Here is a 14,157-nt window from a genome sequence, read left to right on the forward strand (position 1 = left end):
CCACAAAACACCCTGTGCCCGTTAAGATGACCGCGCCGTCATGCCAAAAGCAGGCTTTCGGCATAGGCCATCATCAGCGGCCCGACGCCTTTGGCGTCATCGGATACAACCGGCTCGGTCAGGTAATAATCCGGAGACCCATCGCGATAATTGCCCTCGAAACCGCCAAGGCCCGCGACATGCACGATGCCGGTGAGACGGACGATACCCTTTTCGTCCACCTTGAGCTGTCTCTCAAGCAGGGCCTCAAGCGCGGACCGGCCCGCCGAAAGAGCCGCATTTGCCTCCTTGCCTTGCAAAAGCCCCAGCCGCGCAGCCCGCAGTAAGGCATAGGCGAACATCGCCGAAGCGGAGGTTTCCTCGTAGTTTCCGGCAAGATCCTGTTTGTCCAGCACCTGCATCCAGAGACCGGTTTCAGTCTGCCGGGCAACAATACCGGCCAGAAGTGAGCCCGCGCGTTCCCGAAGTTCGATCGTTGCGCCATCAGCCGGCAACATCACCAACGCATCGACCAGCGCCATGGCGAGCCAGCCGACGGCGCGGGCCCATACGGCCGGGGATTGGCCGCTCACGGGATCGGCCCAGCGCTGGTTGCGGCTTTCGTCATAACCATGGACATAGAGCCCACCGGCATCCGCCGTCAGCGTGAGTGCGGTTGAGAATTGCTGTAGCGCATCGTCGATCAGTTCGGCGTCACCAGTCGCCTGCGCATATTCGATCTGAAAAGGAAGTCCCATATAAAGGCCATCCAGCCAGACCTGATGCGGATAACGCTTCTTGTGCCAGTAATTACCGGAGCCCGTACGCGGATGGCTGCGGAGTTGGCCCGCAAGATGTTCCGCCGCAGCGAGATAACGCGGATCGCCCGTTTCCGCTGCCAGAGGAAACAGAATGCGACCGGCAAGGATGTGATCGATATTGTATTCCTGCGGATCGTAACCGGCGAGCACTCCGTCTGCCGCTATCTGGGTGTCAGCCAGACGATGCAGATGTTCGTTCCAGCGACGCTCGCCGGTCGCTTCGAACAGGTGCTGCAAACCCCGATAGACACAGCCATCCTCATAACACCAGCTTCCGCCCTTGTAGTGCCTATATCGGCTGGTGAATTGATCAAAATAATCAGTGGCTTTCATGGGTTTTCTCGATTGAAATCTGTGAGTGGGAAACGGCAGAGGCGCTCAGCAGCGCAGGATCGTCGCAAATGATTTCAGCCTGTTCGAAAACGATCCCCTCATGCAGCATGGGGCGCACCCCATCGGCCATGATCGGCGGTGTGGCCACGGCTGCAGGATCACGCGAGACGATGGTGAGATTGCGAATGGCGATATTGCGGATTGGGGACTCCGCTAAACCGAGAAATACGCCGGCGGCATGGGCCAGATGGCGGATTTCCACATCTTCGACAGTAATTCCGTCGATAGACGGAGTCCCGACGTCTACAGGTGCAGGGTCTCGCGACTGCACCCAGCCGTCATGCCCATCGGCATCGCAATGGTAATGAGCATTGGCGGAAAGCGCGGTCTGCACGCCATCCAGCAACACCCGGCGCATGGTGACATTGCTGACTGGACCGCCACGGCCCCGCCGCGTCTTGAGACGCAAGCCGCGATCCGTGCCAACCATGTCGCAGTCCTCTACCGTTACGTCATGCACGCCACCCGACATTTCCGAGCCGATCACCAGCCCGCCATGGCCGCGCTCCATCAGGCAATGGCGCACGCTGACGCAGCGTGTTTCCTCCAGATGGTCGTCCTCGCCGTTCGGCCCGCGTTTGCCTGCCTTCACAGCAATGCAATCGTCGCCGACTGAAAAGCGCACGCCTGATATCGTCACGTTGCGACAGCTTTCCGGGTTGAAACCATCGGTATTGGGGCTGTTATGCGGAGCGCTGATTGTGAGACCCGCCGCTTTCAGGGTCTCGCACCCCTGTGGATGGACCGTCCAGGACGGTGCATTGCGAATGGTGAAACCGAAAAGCCCGACATTGCGGCAGGAGACGAGATGCAGGCCGCGCGGTCGGCGCGCGCCGTCACGGGTTTCTTTCGGCCAACTCCACCAGTCGCCTCTGTCGCCGGAACCATCGAGGACGCCTGTGCCTTCGATCACGAGATTGTCTGCGCCGATGGCATGGACCGGCGCAGCGAAACATGCATCCGGTAGCCCTTCCCAACTGCCGAGCATGCGGCCCGTCTCATCGCGGGCAGGCAGGATCGGCCAACCCTTGCGGGTGGAGGGTGCGCGCAGCACGGCCCCTTCCGCAAGATGAAACGTCATGTCGCTTTTCAACCGCACGGGAAACGCTGTCCAGAGGCCGGCAGCAATTCGCAATGTGCCGCCCGCAGGCACGGCGGCAACTGCCTCTTCCAGAGCGCGAGCATTGGCGCGTGCGCCGGCTTCGTCGTCAAGCGCAATATCCGGCGTCAGCGAAAATGCCATCGCCTCGACAAGCCCCGCGCAGGGCGCTGTCCTGAACTCCAGGCTTGCGAACCCATCCGCTTCGAACACATACCGCGTATCCGGACGCAGATCATGCAGCAGCGTCACCACGGTGGCGGTTTTTCCGGTTCGTAGATCACCATCTTGCGAAGTCAGCCGCCATGCCGTCTGCGGCAGGTGATATCGCGCACCGGGTACGGCGAGGCAAAGCGCCGCCGTTCGCGCCGAAAGCGCGATGATAGAGGGTTCGTTCATGCTCGTTTCTCGTTGTTCGTGCATGTCCCGCGAAAACAATCGGCGGGAATGCCCATGTCACCCAGCAACCGGATAAAGAGCCCGCCGCCACAGGGGCGGCGGGCTATTGTCGTCAATCGAATTTGGCCAGAACGTCATTGGTGGTATCGATGATCTGCTCAGCCGCCTCTTCCGCCGTCAGCTGGCCATAGGCATATTCCTCGAGCGTATCGATGAAGCCGGAGCGGATTTCCGGATGTTCGTTGAAGGGCGAAACTACCGGTCCAGATGCCGCCATGACGATGGCGTTGGCGGCGCGCACTTCCGGCTCACCCTTGTCGCCCAGACGCTGCGCCGCAGCCTTGGAAGCAGGCAGGCCGCGAGACGTGCCAAGCGCATCGATGCCCTCAGGCTCGTTCAGCAGGCAGTTCAGGATTTGCGCGGCCGCTTCAGGGTTCTTCGAGTTTTTCGAGATAGAAAAGACCATGGAAGGCTTGCGATAAACGCCTTCCGTTACGGCATCGGCGAGCTTCAGCATCGGCACGGGTTTCAGCACCTGCCCATCCTTCAGGGGATCGGCATATTTCGAATAGGTGGAATCCCATTCATAGGAACCAGCGATACGGCCTTCGGACCAGGACGGCTTTTCATAAAGATTGACGTTGCCATCGGCCGCTTCCTCTTTCTGGGAGCGAATGGAGCCGGTTTCCACCAGCTTGCCGACGAACGAGATACCTTCCGCCAATTCCTCCGGCGTCCAGGCGACACGGTTGGTCTTGGGGTCGACCAGATCCTTGCCGGTTTTCTGCACCACGGCGAGTGTCACGAGAAGCTGGGCAGTCTCCTTTACGGCGTTGAAGGTGTAATGATCCTTGCCGAGCTTTTCCTTGATGGTTTTTGTTGCCGCGAAGAATTCATCCCATGTCTTGGGGATTTCAACACCAGCCTTCTCAAAGGTGGTGGCGTTGAAAAAAAACACGCGGCCGGTGGTGGAGACTGAAAGGCCCTGAAGCACCCCGTTCATAGAACCCGCTTCCAGATCCGTCTCGGCCCATTGCGAAAGATCGAGAGGTTTCAGCTGACGCAGATCAGCAAAACCTTCACCATTCTTGGAAAACAGCGGCAGCCATGGCCAGTTCACCTGAACGATATCAGCCTCCGTCTTGCCTGCCATTTGCGTGGTCAGTTTTTCCAGATATCCATCGAAGCCGGTAAACTCACCTTTGACCGTGTGGCCGTATTTTTCACCGCAGGCGGCAATTGCCTTCTGGGTGGCGACATGACGGCTTTCGCCGCCCCACCACGACATACGCAGTTCCGCGGCACCCGCCGCAGGCGCAGCCACCGTGGCCAGATAGGCAGCACCGGCCAGCATCGCCATTGTTCTCGTCATCGTCGTCTTCTTCATTGTTCTTCTCCTCCTCGAAAAATCAGGCACGCTCGTCCCCTCCTCACAGCGAGACATTTCGGCCATCGGCCTTGTCGAAAATATGCAGCTTCTCGGGGTCCGGCTTCAGTCGCAGAATGCCGTCGCGCCCAAGCGCCTCGAATTCGGCTGCTCCCACCACGCTCACGAGCTTCTGTCCGCCCAGATCGGCATGCAGATAGACCTCGTGCCCCATGAATTCGGCATTGGTCAGTTTCGCCTGCAGCGCCGGCCCATCGGCCTCACCGGCAAGCGAAAGATGCTGCGGACGGATGCCGATGACGGCGTCCGCCGGTCTGGCTGAAAGCCGCTTTTCCAGATGGTCGCCTATCGGAAGACGTTGCGCACCGATGACGAACTCCGCCCCGTCAATCGCCACATCCACAAGGTTCATTTCCGGCATGCCAATGAAACCGGCGACGAACAGATTGGCGGGCCGGTTGTAGAGTTCCTTCGGCGTGGCGACCTGCATGATGCGCCCGGCCTGCATGACGCAGATACGGTCGCCCATGGTCATGGCTTCCGTCTGATCGTGCGTCACGTAGACGACGGTCGAAGACAGGCCCTCCGCCTTCAGCTGGCGATGCAGATCGGTAATGCGCACACGCATGGAAGCGCGCAGCTTCGCATCGAGATTCGAAAGGGGCTCATCGAACAGGAACACGCCCGGCTTCTTGATGAGGGCACGGCCCAAAGCAACACGTTGCGCCTGCCCGCCGGAAAGCTGTTTCGGCAGGCGATCCAGCAAGGGCTCGATTTCGAGAATGCGCGCGACATTGTCGATTGCCTTCTCGATCTCGGGCTTGGCAACACCGGCAATCTTGAGGCCGAAAGCAAGATTGCCGCGCACCTTCATATGCGGATAGAGCGCATAGTTCTGGAACACCATGGCAATGGAGCGCTTGCCGGGCGGCAGGTCGTTGACGCGCTGATCTCCGATGAGGATTTCACCGCCGGTGATTTCCTCCAGCCCCGCCACCATGCGCAGCGTGGTGGATTTGGCGCAGCCGGACGGGCCGACGAAGACCATGAACTCGCCGTCCTCGATTTCGAGATTGATGCCGTGCACGGCCTGGAAGCTGCCGCCATAGACTTTTTCGAGATTTTTAAGTTGAACGCTTGCCATTTTCAGCCCTTGACCCCGCCAGACGAGATCCCTTCAATGAAATACCGTTGCGCCGCGAAAAACACGACGAGCGCAGGCGCGATCGTCAGCACCGACATCGCCAGGATGCGGTTCCATTCGAAGGCTTCGGTGGTGTCGATGGAGAGTTTGAGCGCCAGGCTCACCGGATATTTATCGACCGAGGACAGGTAGATCAGCGGTCCCAGAAAGTCGTTCATCGTCCACATGAACTGGAAAAGGCAGACCGAGATCAGCGCCGGCGCCAGCATCGGCACGACGATGTAGACCAGCGTCTGCAGACTGTTGGCGCCATCCACACGGGCGGCTTCCTCCATATCCGAGGGCAGCGAGCGCAGGAACTGCACAAGCATAAAGACGAAAAAGGCATCACCAGCTAGTGCCGAGGGAACCCATAGCGGCAGGAAACTATCCAGCCAGCCGAGGTCACGGAACAGGATATATTGCGGAATGCGGGTTACGACATTGGGCAAAAGCAGGATGGCGATGACCGAGCCAAACAGGATTTTCTTCAGCGGAAAATCGAAGCGCGCGAAGGCATAGGCCGCCATGGTGCAGGAAATCGCCGTTCCGATGACCTTCGGCAGGATGATCAGGAACGAATTCCAGAAAAACCGGCCGAAGGTGTAGGGCGTGGAGGTCTCCCAGCCGCGGATGTAACCGTCCAGTGTTGGCGTCTCAGGAATGAAACCTGCACCGGAAAAGATCTCGGAATTGGTCTTGAAGCTTGCGCCGACCAGCCAGATCAGCGGGTAGAGCATGATGAAGCCGACCGCGAACAGCAGCGTGTACCGGACAGAGGTCGATAACAGCCGGAGCCTTGCCCGGCGGGCGGCCTGCATGTCGTTTAAGGTTGCGATATCGGTCATGGCATCAATTCCGCTTGTCGCCGGCGTAATAGACCCACTTTTTCGAGGACCAGAAGGCCACGAGGGTCAGCACGGTGATGATGGTGAAAAGAACCCAGGCGATGGCGGAGGCATAGCCCATGTTGAACTTCTTGAAAGCCTCATCGTAAATATAGAGAGGCAGCAGATAGGTAGACTTCAACGGCCCGCCCTGGGTGATGATGTAAGGCCCGTTAAACTCCTGGAATGCCTGCACCATCTGCATGATCAGGTTGAAAAAGATGACCGGCGTCAGAAGCGGCAGGGTGATGAAAAAGAACGTCTTTACCTTGCCTGCGCCGTCGATTGCCGCTGCCTCATAAAGCGACTTGTCGATGGATTGCAGCGCGGCGAGAAAGATCACCATGGCCGAACCGAACTGCCAGCAGCGCAGCAGCGTAATTGTAAAAAGCGCATTGGCGGGATCGCCAAACCAGTCCACCGGCGACAGGCCGATTGCCGCCAGCGCCATGTTGGCGAGCCCTTCGCTGGCGAAGATGTAGCGCCACAGCACCGCAATCGCGATCGAACCGCCGAGGATGGACGGAACGTAAAAGGCGGTGCGGAAAAAATTGATGAATTGCAGCTTGTAATTGAGTATCGCTGCGATGAACAGCGCGAAGGCAAGCTTCAACGGCACCGTCAGAAACACATAAAACAGGGTGACGTTCAGGGATTTCATGAACGTGCGATCACGGGTGAAGAGCCGCTCGTAATTGGCCAGTCCCGCCCATGTGGGGTCACTCATCAGGTCGTAGCGGGTGAAGCTGAGATACAGGGAACCCAGAAACGGGATCGCCGTGAAAACCAGAAGTCCGATGATATAGGGCGTCAGATATCCCAGCCCGAGGAAGCGATTAGATTTCATGACGCTCCTCCCCCACCCCGGAAAGGCGCGGATAACAGAATACAATTTCGTGCAAGTGATTCTCCCGGAACGGCTGACGGCGGGCGCATGATGGCGCGATTTCTCGCCGCAGCCGATCTCCTCCCTCATTGATACGGCGCGCATTAGCAGTTTGTGAGGTGACAAAACCAAATTTCCGAGCCAAGGTGAATTAACAAAGATGAGGAAAAAGATGGACGAAATCGAAGGTGGCATTCTCTCGTCCGTTCCGCCTGCGGCGCTCACGCTTAATCTCACGCGCGCCACGATCAAGATGGAGCACTCCCGCACCTGGCAGATCGACAAATCCAATCAGGTGGACGATCTCATTATCTGCCTGGAGGGTCGCGGGCATTATCTCGTGGACGGTGAAGCACGGGTGCTGGAGCCTGGCGACGCCATGCTGATTTTCAGGGGGCAGCATTTTATCGGCTGGAATGAACAGGCCGTCACCTATCGGGGAGTGGCACAGCATTTCACGCTGGATATTTACGGTCGCCACAACCTTGTCGCGCAGATGGACCTCAAGCCGAAACTTTCGCTGAGCCGCTGGCCGCTGCTGGAGCCGCTGGTGCGCCACTATCGGCAGAGCGCTCCGCCCTCCTCTGTCACGCTTGGCCAGCATCACCTGTTCATGGTGTTGCTGATCGCATTTATCGATGATGCATTTCTCGGATGGGTCGACCGTCCAAGTTTCCAGCCGGAAGGTGCCGAAGCCCTGGATCTGGCTGTCATGAAAGCGATCACGATGATTTCCGCCAATCCGCTCGACCCTGAAATCGCCGCAAGGGCGACCGACGCAGCCCCCTATAATCGCGACTATTTCCTGCGTGAGTTCCAGAAACGGGTGGGGCGCACGCCGAGGAAATATCAGGAATTCAAACGCATGGAACGTGCCATGCATTTTCTTGAAGCCGGGCTTTCAGTTGCGGCTACGGCGGCAGAAGTGGGTTATGGAGATCCTTATTATTTTTCGCGGATGTTCAAGCGCACATTGGGGTTGAGCCCCCGCGACCACATGAACAGGATACGCCGCAGCAGGCACGGCAATCTGATGGCGTTTGACGAGCACGAACAGCAGAGGCTGCTTGCCACCGAAATGGAAAAGGCCCCGGCATAGCGGGGCCTTCTTGCGATAAAGCTTTGGAACTACCGGAAAAGTGACGGCAGCCAGAGTGAAAGCGACGGAATGTAGGTGACGGCGAGCAGCACGGCTATGCTGGCGCCGAAGAACGGCCAGATCGTTCGCATCGCTTCCCGTATCGTTATGCCGCCAACCGCACATCCCACGAAGAGCACCGTTCCGACCGGCGGCGTATTGAGACCGATACCGGCGTTCAGGATCATCACGACACCGAAATGCACGGGGTCGATGCCGAAGGCCTTCACGACAGGCAGAAGCACCGGCGTGGAAATGATGACCATCGGTGCCATATCCATGAAAGTGCCGAGCAAGAGCAGAATGACGTTGATGACCAGAAGCACGATAATCGGATTGTCCGAAATTGCGCTGATTGTCGCGATCATCAGTGTCTGCACCTGCAGGAACGCCATCAACCAGCCGAACGACGCAGCCGTGCCGATGACGAGCAGAACCATCGCTGTCGTACGAACCGCCCCCATCACCGCTTCCACGAAACCGCTCCAGTCCAGCTCACGATAGACAAGCATGGCAACAAGGAAAGCGTAGAGAACGGCAATGCAGGAACTCTCCGTCGCGGTGAAGATACCCGAACGAACGCCGCCGAAGATGATGCCGATCAACAGAATGCCGGGAAAGGACGCCAGAAGATAATACATCAGCTTCGAAAAGCCGGGAAACGGCTCGGACGGGTAACCCTTGCGCCGCGCGACGATATAGGCGGTGACCATCAGGGCCGCAGCAAGCAGCAGGCCTGGAATGATGCCGGCAGTGAAGAGATCTGCCACCGAAACATTGCCACCCGCCGCGATCGAATAAAGGATCATATTGTGCGAAGGCGGGATCATCAGCGCGATGATGGCGGCGTTGACAGTGACGTTGACGGCGTAATCCCGGTCATAACCGCGCTTGGCCATTTGCGGGATCATCAGGCCACCAACGGCCGAGGCGTCGGCGACAGCCGAGCCGGAAATGCCGCCGAACAATGTCGAAGCGACGATGTTGACCTGCCCCAGACCGCCGCGCAGATGACCGACAAGACCGGCCGCAAAACGGATCAGACGATGGGCTATACCGCCGCGGACCATGAGGTCACCCGCGAAGATGAAGAAAGGGATCGCCATCATCGCAAACACGTTCATGCCGGAGTTCATCTGCTGGAAGACCACGATGGGCGGCAGGCCGAGATAAAGAACGGTGGCGAAGGAGGCAATGCCGAGGCAGAACGCAATCGGCGTACCGATCAGCATCAGAAGGGTGAAGACACCGAAGAGGATTGTGTAAGCCATTTACGCGGCCTCCTGCACAAACACATCCGCCGCGATTTCCTCGCCGATGACGAGATCGATAAAGCGTTCGGCTGCAAACAGCGCGATCAGAAAACCGCCACCGATCAGCGGGAAGAAATCCATGCCGCCCGGCCATCCAAGAACAGGGATCGTCGCCGTCCATGTTCCGGCAGAGAGGACGGTTCCGTACCAGCACATGCCAACCCCGAAAAAGAAGATCAGTGCCAGACTGGTCAGGTCCATTGCCGCCTGTATGCGCGGCGGCATCATATAGCGCAGAATATCCAGCCCCAGATGCACGCTTTCACGCACGCCCACCGCCGCCCCCAGCATGATGAACCATGACATAAGGTGAAGCGACAGCGGCTCGGACCAACTTGGTGAATCATTCAGGATATAACGGGCAAACACCTGCCAGCCGACGATAAGGGTCATGGCGACCATGCCGACGCCGGCGATGTAAAGTGACGCACGGCTGAGCGCGCCGAGAAATGGGCGGATCGCCCGCATGAAGTTTCGCATTTGCCTTCCTCCTCCAACCTCAGACCAATGACGACAAAAGAAAACCGGCCCTGTTGCCAGAGCCGGTTTTTCCTATGTCACTTGACGGCTTTTACCCGCTCAAGAAGGTCTTTCATTTTCGGATCGGTGACGAACTTGTCGTAGACCGGCCCCATCGCGGCGGCGAATTCTTCCTTGTTGACCTTGATGACGTTGGCGCCACCGGCGCGCACCTTTTCTTCCGAGGCCTTTTCGCGCGCACTCCACAATTCACGCATCTTGCCAACGGAATCCTTGGCTGCCTGACGCAGCAGCTTCTGATCTTCCGGCGACAGCTTGTCATAGGAAATCTTGGAGATGACGAGGATTTCCGGATTGAGGGAATGTTCCGTCAGCGAATAGTTCTTCGCCACTTCATAGTGACGGGCGGATTCGTAGGACGGCCAGTTGTTTTCCGCACCATCGACAACGCCTGTTTCAAGCGAGGAGTAAACCTCGCCCATCGGCATCGGCGTAGGGTTGGCGCCAAACGCCTGCATCATCGATATCCACAGATCCGATTGCTGCACGCGGATTTTGAGGCCCTTCAGGTCCGCCAGTTTTTCGATGGGCTTCTTGGTTGTGTAGAAGGAACGCGCACCGGAATCGTAAAAGGCAAGACCGATTAGGCCGTGCGGTTCGAAAGCTGCCAGAACCTCATCGCCGATCGGGCCGTCTACGGTATTGTGCATGTGTTCCGTCGAACGGAACAGGAAAGGCAGGCCGAGAACGGTGGTTTCCTTGACGAGATTGTTGAAAGGCGCAGCGTTGACGCGGTTCATGTCGATGACGCCGAAGCGGGTCTGCTCGATGGTATCCTTCTCACCGCCGAGAACCGAATTGTTCATGACCTGCACCTTGATGCGGCCATTGGAGCGTTCCGACAGAAGTTCGCCCATATATTTCACGGCTTCAACCGTCGGATAACCGTCGGGATGAATATCGGCCGAGCGCAGGGTGATTTCCTGCGCCTTGGCGGAAACGCCTGACAGCGCGATCCCCATCGCGATGCACATCATGCTTGCAATCTTTTTCATTTCTTCCTCCTCCGTTGTAACAACGGCCCCACCCCTCCAAGGCTAACGGACCGAATTTTTCACGCCCATCCGGGCCGGCATGCAAAGACCTTTCATCTGCAAAGGATGATGGGGACCTCCCTTTCCCCAACTATCCCGAATTGAAACTACACCGCCTTGAGTGGCGGCAGCTTGAACAGGGCTTCTGGATTTTCCACCAGCGCTCGGTGACGGGCCGCATCGTCCGGCAGCCAGCCGAGTGTGAGCTCCGCAAGGCGGGCATCATCCGGATAGGCAGCCGTCTCACGGACCGAATTGTGCGGCCAGTTCGTCCCCCAGACGATCCGCTCCGGCGCATGGGCAGCGATACGGCGCGAAAAGGCTGCAACATCTTCGTAGGGCCAGGCGTCGCGCGAACTTTCATAAACACCGGCAAACTTGAACCAGAGATTGCCGCGATCGATGAGCTTCAAAAGTGCCGCCATTTCCGGGCCATCCGTGTCGATACCCCTGAAGAATTTTCCATGGTGGTCGAAGACCCAGCGCGAACGGATTTTTTCAAGACGCGGCAGATGATCGAGAAGCCCATTGCCGTCGAACTGAACCGCCACCATCCAGTCGGCCGCATGGGCACGCTGATCCACCACTTCCAGTTCCGATAGGTTCACCGCGCCGCCCGGCAAATCCATGATACGGGCGCCCACGGCACCGGCAGCGGCAAGTCGTTCCATGTCCTTTTCAGTCGTGTTCTCATCGATAATCACCACCGCGCGGGCTGCCTCGCCCATTTCTGCCACGCAGGCTAGCGTGTTGCCGTTATCTCGCTGTTGGGCGTTGCCCTGGGTGATGATGACGCGGTCGATGCCGAGCCATTGCATGAGCTGGCGATAATCCTCAGGCCCCGGCAGCGCACCCGGCGGCAGGCCCGGCCCACCCGGCAAGGCTGGATAACCGGGCAGATACATATGCATCTGAGTATCGACCGCCCCTTTTGGGAACGCTGGCTGCGGCGGTGTCCCGCTTAGTTTTCTGACAAGTTCGCTCATGGCTGTGGCATCCTGAATTCAACGAGTGCGTCGCGGTTGATCTCGATGCCGAGACCGGGACCATCGGGAATGGCGACGACACCGTTCACCGCCTCTATCGGCTGTTGCAGCACGGCCTGACGGAACGGATTATGCGTCCGATCGAATTCCATGATCGGCTCGACGGGGTTTACCCGCACCGGATCGGGCACCATCGCGGCCATGAACTGCAGGGCAGCGGCGATCTGCACGCCCGTGCCCCACACATGCGGCACAATGCGTACGCCGTGCAGCGTGGCAAGCGTGGCAATCTTCTGCGTTTCGGAAAAGCCGCCGCAGCCGCAGAGGTCGGGCTGGAGAATATCCACGGCACCGGCGGAAAGCGCCTGCCACATGCCGTAACGCCCGTGCCAGGTCTCGCCTCCCGCAACCGGGATTGGTTGGCCCGCCCGCACGCGAGCATAGGCATCGAGCTGCTCCGGAACCACCGGCTCCTCGAACCAGTCGATGCCGTATTCAGCCGCACGATTGCCGAGCGCGATGGCTTCGGTAACGGTATAGCCGTGATTGGCGTCGATCATCAGCCGCATATCCGGCCCGATCGCTTCGCGCACGGCGGCAATGACCGCAAGATCCTCCTCGATGCCGAAACCGATCTTGATCTTGCAGGCGTGAAAACCCTCTGCACGGCGCTCCGCCATCTCATTGGCATTGTCGGAGATGCGGTCGACCCCATCACGCTTGAAGCTGCCGGTGGCATAGGCGCGCACGCTTTCGCGCCAGCGCCCGCCGAGCAGCATGGAGATGGAGGTGCCGTAATGCTTTCCCTTGATATCCCACAGCGCGATATCGATACCGGACAGGGCGGTAATGCTGAGGCCGCGCTGGCCCTGGTCGCGCAGGGCATTGTAAAGCACAGCCCAGATCTTTTCGGTCTGGCGGGGATCCTGGCCAATAAGCCAACCGGAATAGGCCTGAACCACGGCGGCGTTCGGTCGCGCCGGACCGAGGCATTCGCCCCAGCCGACGGTCCCGTCATCGCATTCGATTTCGACCAGAACATGGGCACGCCGGTCAAAGCGCATGGATGCGCTTTCAAACGGCGTGGCCAGCCGATGTTCGAGCAGATGCGTGCGCACCGCTGTGATCTTCATCGTTCCCCTCCCGTTATACCTTGATCACACCTTGCGCTTGTGCGTGCCGATCAGGGCATCGAGCATGCCGATTTCCTCATTCGTCAGATCCTTCAGCGGCGCGCGCACCGGACCCGCATCAAAGCCCTGCAGGCGAACGCCAGCCTTGATGGCGGAGACAGCGTAACCCTTGGCGCGATTGCGGATCGCCATGAACGGATAGAAGAATTCCGTCAGGATGCGTTCGCAGGTGGCGCGCTCGCCGGCCCGCAGCGCCGCATAGAACTCGTTGGCAAGGCCCGGCACGAAGTTGAAGACGGCCGAGGAATAGGTCGTGAAACCGGCGCCGAGATAGGCTTCGGCAAACAGTTCCGCCGTCGGCATGCCGCCGAGATACATCAGGCGGTCACCCATCTTGGCGGTGATCTGGCGAACGAGACCGATATCACCGGTGCCGTCCTTGAAGCCGACGAGGTTCGGGCACTCATCGCAGAGACGCGCCAGCGTATCCGCCTGAAGCACCGAATTGTCGCGGTTATAAACCATGACGCCGATGCCGACCGACTGGCATATTTTCTTGATGTGCGCGTAAAGGCCTTCCTGCGGCGCATCGATGAGGTAATGCGGCAGAAGCAGGATGCCATCAGCACCGACTTTTTCCACCGAGCGTGCGATATCAACCGCAACTTCGGTGCCGTAGCCGCAGCCGGAAACGATTGCCGTTTCACCGGCCACTTCCTTGGCAGCCGAAACGATAGCAGGGATTTCATCCGGCTTTAGCGAGAAGAACTCGCCCGTACCGCCGGCGGCAAACAGCACCGGCGCCTTGTAACCGGCAAGCCATTCGACATGCGCCCTGTAGCTATCGGCCGCAAAACGACCCTCGGAATCAAAATGCGTTACCGGGAAGGAGAGCAGGCCGGAGCCAAGCGCCGCCTTGATTTGTTCAGGGTTCATAATCCGTATTCCTCTGCAAGTTCACTGACTGGAAGCCACCTAA

The 14,157-nt window shown here is 58.8% G+C and carries 13 protein-coding genes; 1 reads left to right on the top strand and 12 read right to left on the bottom strand.

What is annotated here, in order from left to right:
- Nucleotides 1-38: 38 nt before the first annotated feature.
- The 6 genes from GH784_RS06440 to GH784_RS06465 form a co-directional block, all read right to left on the bottom strand.
- Nucleotides 39-1,133: a glycoside hydrolase family 88/105 protein gene (locus tag GH784_RS06440; protein ID WP_035199329.1), complete on the bottom strand. Its 1,095-nt coding sequence runs from the start codon at nucleotides 1,131-1,133 to the stop codon at nucleotides 39-41.
- A complete protein-coding gene (gene pglA / locus GH784_RS06445; RefSeq protein ID WP_111828458.1) occupies nucleotides 1,120-2,691 on the bottom strand; it encodes a polygalacturonase PglA in 1,572 nt (523 codons plus the stop codon). The genes GH784_RS06440 and pglA overlap by 14 nt, the downstream gene beginning before the upstream one ends.
- Before the next feature lie 112 nt (nucleotides 2,692-2,803).
- The gene (locus tag GH784_RS06450) at nucleotides 2,804-4,078 is read right to left on the bottom strand and encodes an ABC transporter substrate-binding protein (RefSeq protein ID WP_111828459.1); all 1,275 of its coding nucleotides are present in this window, start codon (nucleotides 4,076-4,078) and stop codon (nucleotides 2,804-2,806) included.
- A 43-nt stretch (nucleotides 4,079-4,121) separates the two neighbouring features.
- Complete coding sequence (locus tag GH784_RS06455) at nucleotides 4,122-5,222, bottom strand: ABC transporter ATP-binding protein (RefSeq protein WP_153793279.1); 1,101 nt, start codon at nucleotides 5,220-5,222, stop codon at nucleotides 4,122-4,124.
- Nucleotides 5,223-5,224: 2 nt separating this feature from the next.
- Nucleotides 5,225-6,109: a carbohydrate ABC transporter permease gene (locus GH784_RS06460; protein WP_019566471.1), complete on the bottom strand. Its 885-nt coding sequence runs from the start codon at nucleotides 6,107-6,109 to the stop codon at nucleotides 5,225-5,227.
- 4 nt (nucleotides 6,110-6,113) lie between these two features.
- Nucleotides 6,114-6,995, bottom strand: coding sequence for a carbohydrate ABC transporter permease (locus GH784_RS06465; RefSeq protein WP_003517909.1), 882 nt, complete (start codon nucleotides 6,993-6,995; stop codon nucleotides 6,114-6,116).
- A 211-nt stretch (nucleotides 6,996-7,206) separates the two neighbouring features.
- Here GH784_RS06465 and GH784_RS06470 point away from each other — a divergent pair, with 211 nt between their 5' ends.
- On the top strand, nucleotides 7,207-8,133 hold the full coding sequence (locus GH784_RS06470) for an AraC family transcriptional regulator (protein WP_076846094.1): 927 nt from the start codon (nucleotides 7,207-7,209) through the stop codon (nucleotides 8,131-8,133).
- A 29-nt stretch (nucleotides 8,134-8,162) separates the two neighbouring features.
- On the opposite strand, the gene GH784_RS06475 is transcribed toward GH784_RS06470, so the two are convergent.
- The 6 genes from GH784_RS06475 to kdgD form a co-directional block, all read right to left on the bottom strand.
- The gene (locus GH784_RS06475) at nucleotides 8,163-9,443 is read right to left on the bottom strand and encodes a TRAP transporter large permease (protein WP_003517912.1); all 1,281 of its coding nucleotides are present in this window, start codon (nucleotides 9,441-9,443) and stop codon (nucleotides 8,163-8,165) included.
- On the bottom strand, nucleotides 9,444-9,965 hold the full coding sequence (locus tag GH784_RS06480) for a TRAP transporter small permease (protein ID WP_013761414.1): 522 nt from the start codon (nucleotides 9,963-9,965) through the stop codon (nucleotides 9,444-9,446).
- 77 nt (nucleotides 9,966-10,042) lie between these two features.
- The gene (locus tag GH784_RS06485; RefSeq protein ID WP_003517915.1) at nucleotides 10,043-11,020 is read right to left on the bottom strand and encodes a TRAP transporter substrate-binding protein; all 978 of its coding nucleotides are present in this window, start codon (nucleotides 11,018-11,020) and stop codon (nucleotides 10,043-10,045) included.
- A gap of 146 nt (nucleotides 11,021-11,166) precedes the next feature.
- Complete coding sequence (locus GH784_RS06490) at nucleotides 11,167-12,045, bottom strand: amidohydrolase family protein (protein WP_111789102.1); 879 nt, start codon at nucleotides 12,043-12,045, stop codon at nucleotides 11,167-11,169.
- Complete coding sequence (locus tag GH784_RS06495; RefSeq protein ID WP_111789101.1) at nucleotides 12,042-13,178, bottom strand: D-galactarolactone cycloisomerase; 1,137 nt, start codon at nucleotides 13,176-13,178, stop codon at nucleotides 12,042-12,044. The genes GH784_RS06490 and GH784_RS06495 overlap by 4 nt, the downstream gene beginning before the upstream one ends.
- 24 nt (nucleotides 13,179-13,202) lie before the next feature.
- Nucleotides 13,203-14,114 (bottom strand): 5-dehydro-4-deoxyglucarate dehydratase, encoded by a 912-nt coding sequence (gene kdgD / locus GH784_RS06500; RefSeq protein ID WP_003517921.1) that lies wholly within the window; start codon nucleotides 14,112-14,114, stop codon nucleotides 13,203-13,205.
- Nucleotides 14,115-14,157 lie beyond the last annotated feature (43 nt).

The sequence above is a fragment of the Agrobacterium tumefaciens genome, assembly GCF_009649785.1.
GTDB lineage: Bacteria > Pseudomonadota > Alphaproteobacteria > Rhizobiales > Rhizobiaceae > Agrobacterium > Agrobacterium tumefaciens.

What these genes read in the sequence shown, in the direction of transcription:
- GH784_RS06440 (WP_035199329.1), bottom strand. Translation starts at nt 1,133, where the DNA reads ATGAAAGCCACTGATTATTTTGATCAATTCACCAGCCGATATAGGCAC.
- pglA (WP_111828458.1), bottom strand. Translation starts at nt 2,691, where the DNA reads ATGAACGAACCCTCTATCATCGCGCTTTCGGCGCGAACGGCGGCGCTT.
- GH784_RS06450 (WP_111828459.1), bottom strand. Translation starts at nt 4,078, where the DNA reads ATGAAGAAGACGACGATGACGAGAACAATGGCGATGCTGGCCGGTGCT.
- GH784_RS06455 (WP_153793279.1), bottom strand. Translation starts at nt 5,222, where the DNA reads ATGGCAAGCGTTCAACTTAAAAATCTCGAAAAAGTCTATGGCGGCAGC.
- GH784_RS06460 (WP_019566471.1), bottom strand. Translation starts at nt 6,109, where the DNA reads ATGACCGATATCGCAACCTTAAACGACATGCAGGCCGCCCGCCGGGCA.
- GH784_RS06465 (WP_003517909.1), bottom strand. Translation starts at nt 6,995, where the DNA reads ATGAAATCTAATCGCTTCCTCGGGCTGGGATATCTGACGCCCTATATC.
- GH784_RS06470 (WP_076846094.1), top strand. Translation starts at nt 7,207, where the DNA reads ATGGACGAAATCGAAGGTGGCATTCTCTCGTCCGTTCCGCCTGCGGCG.
- GH784_RS06475 (WP_003517912.1), bottom strand. Translation starts at nt 9,443, where the DNA reads ATGGCTTACACAATCCTCTTCGGTGTCTTCACCCTTCTGATGCTGATC.
- GH784_RS06480 (WP_013761414.1), bottom strand. Translation starts at nt 9,965, where the DNA reads ATGCGAAACTTCATGCGGGCGATCCGCCCATTTCTCGGCGCGCTCAGC.
- GH784_RS06485 (WP_003517915.1), bottom strand. Translation starts at nt 11,020, where the DNA reads ATGAAAAAGATTGCAAGCATGATGTGCATCGCGATGGGGATCGCGCTG.
- GH784_RS06490 (WP_111789102.1), bottom strand. Translation starts at nt 12,045, where the DNA reads ATGAGCGAACTTGTCAGAAAACTAAGCGGGACACCGCCGCAGCCAGCG.
- GH784_RS06495 (WP_111789101.1), bottom strand. Translation starts at nt 13,178, where the DNA reads ATGAAGATCACAGCGGTGCGCACGCATCTGCTCGAACATCGGCTGGCC.
- kdgD (WP_003517921.1), bottom strand. Translation starts at nt 14,114, where the DNA reads ATGAACCCTGAACAAATCAAGGCGGCGCTTGGCTCCGGCCTGCTCTCC.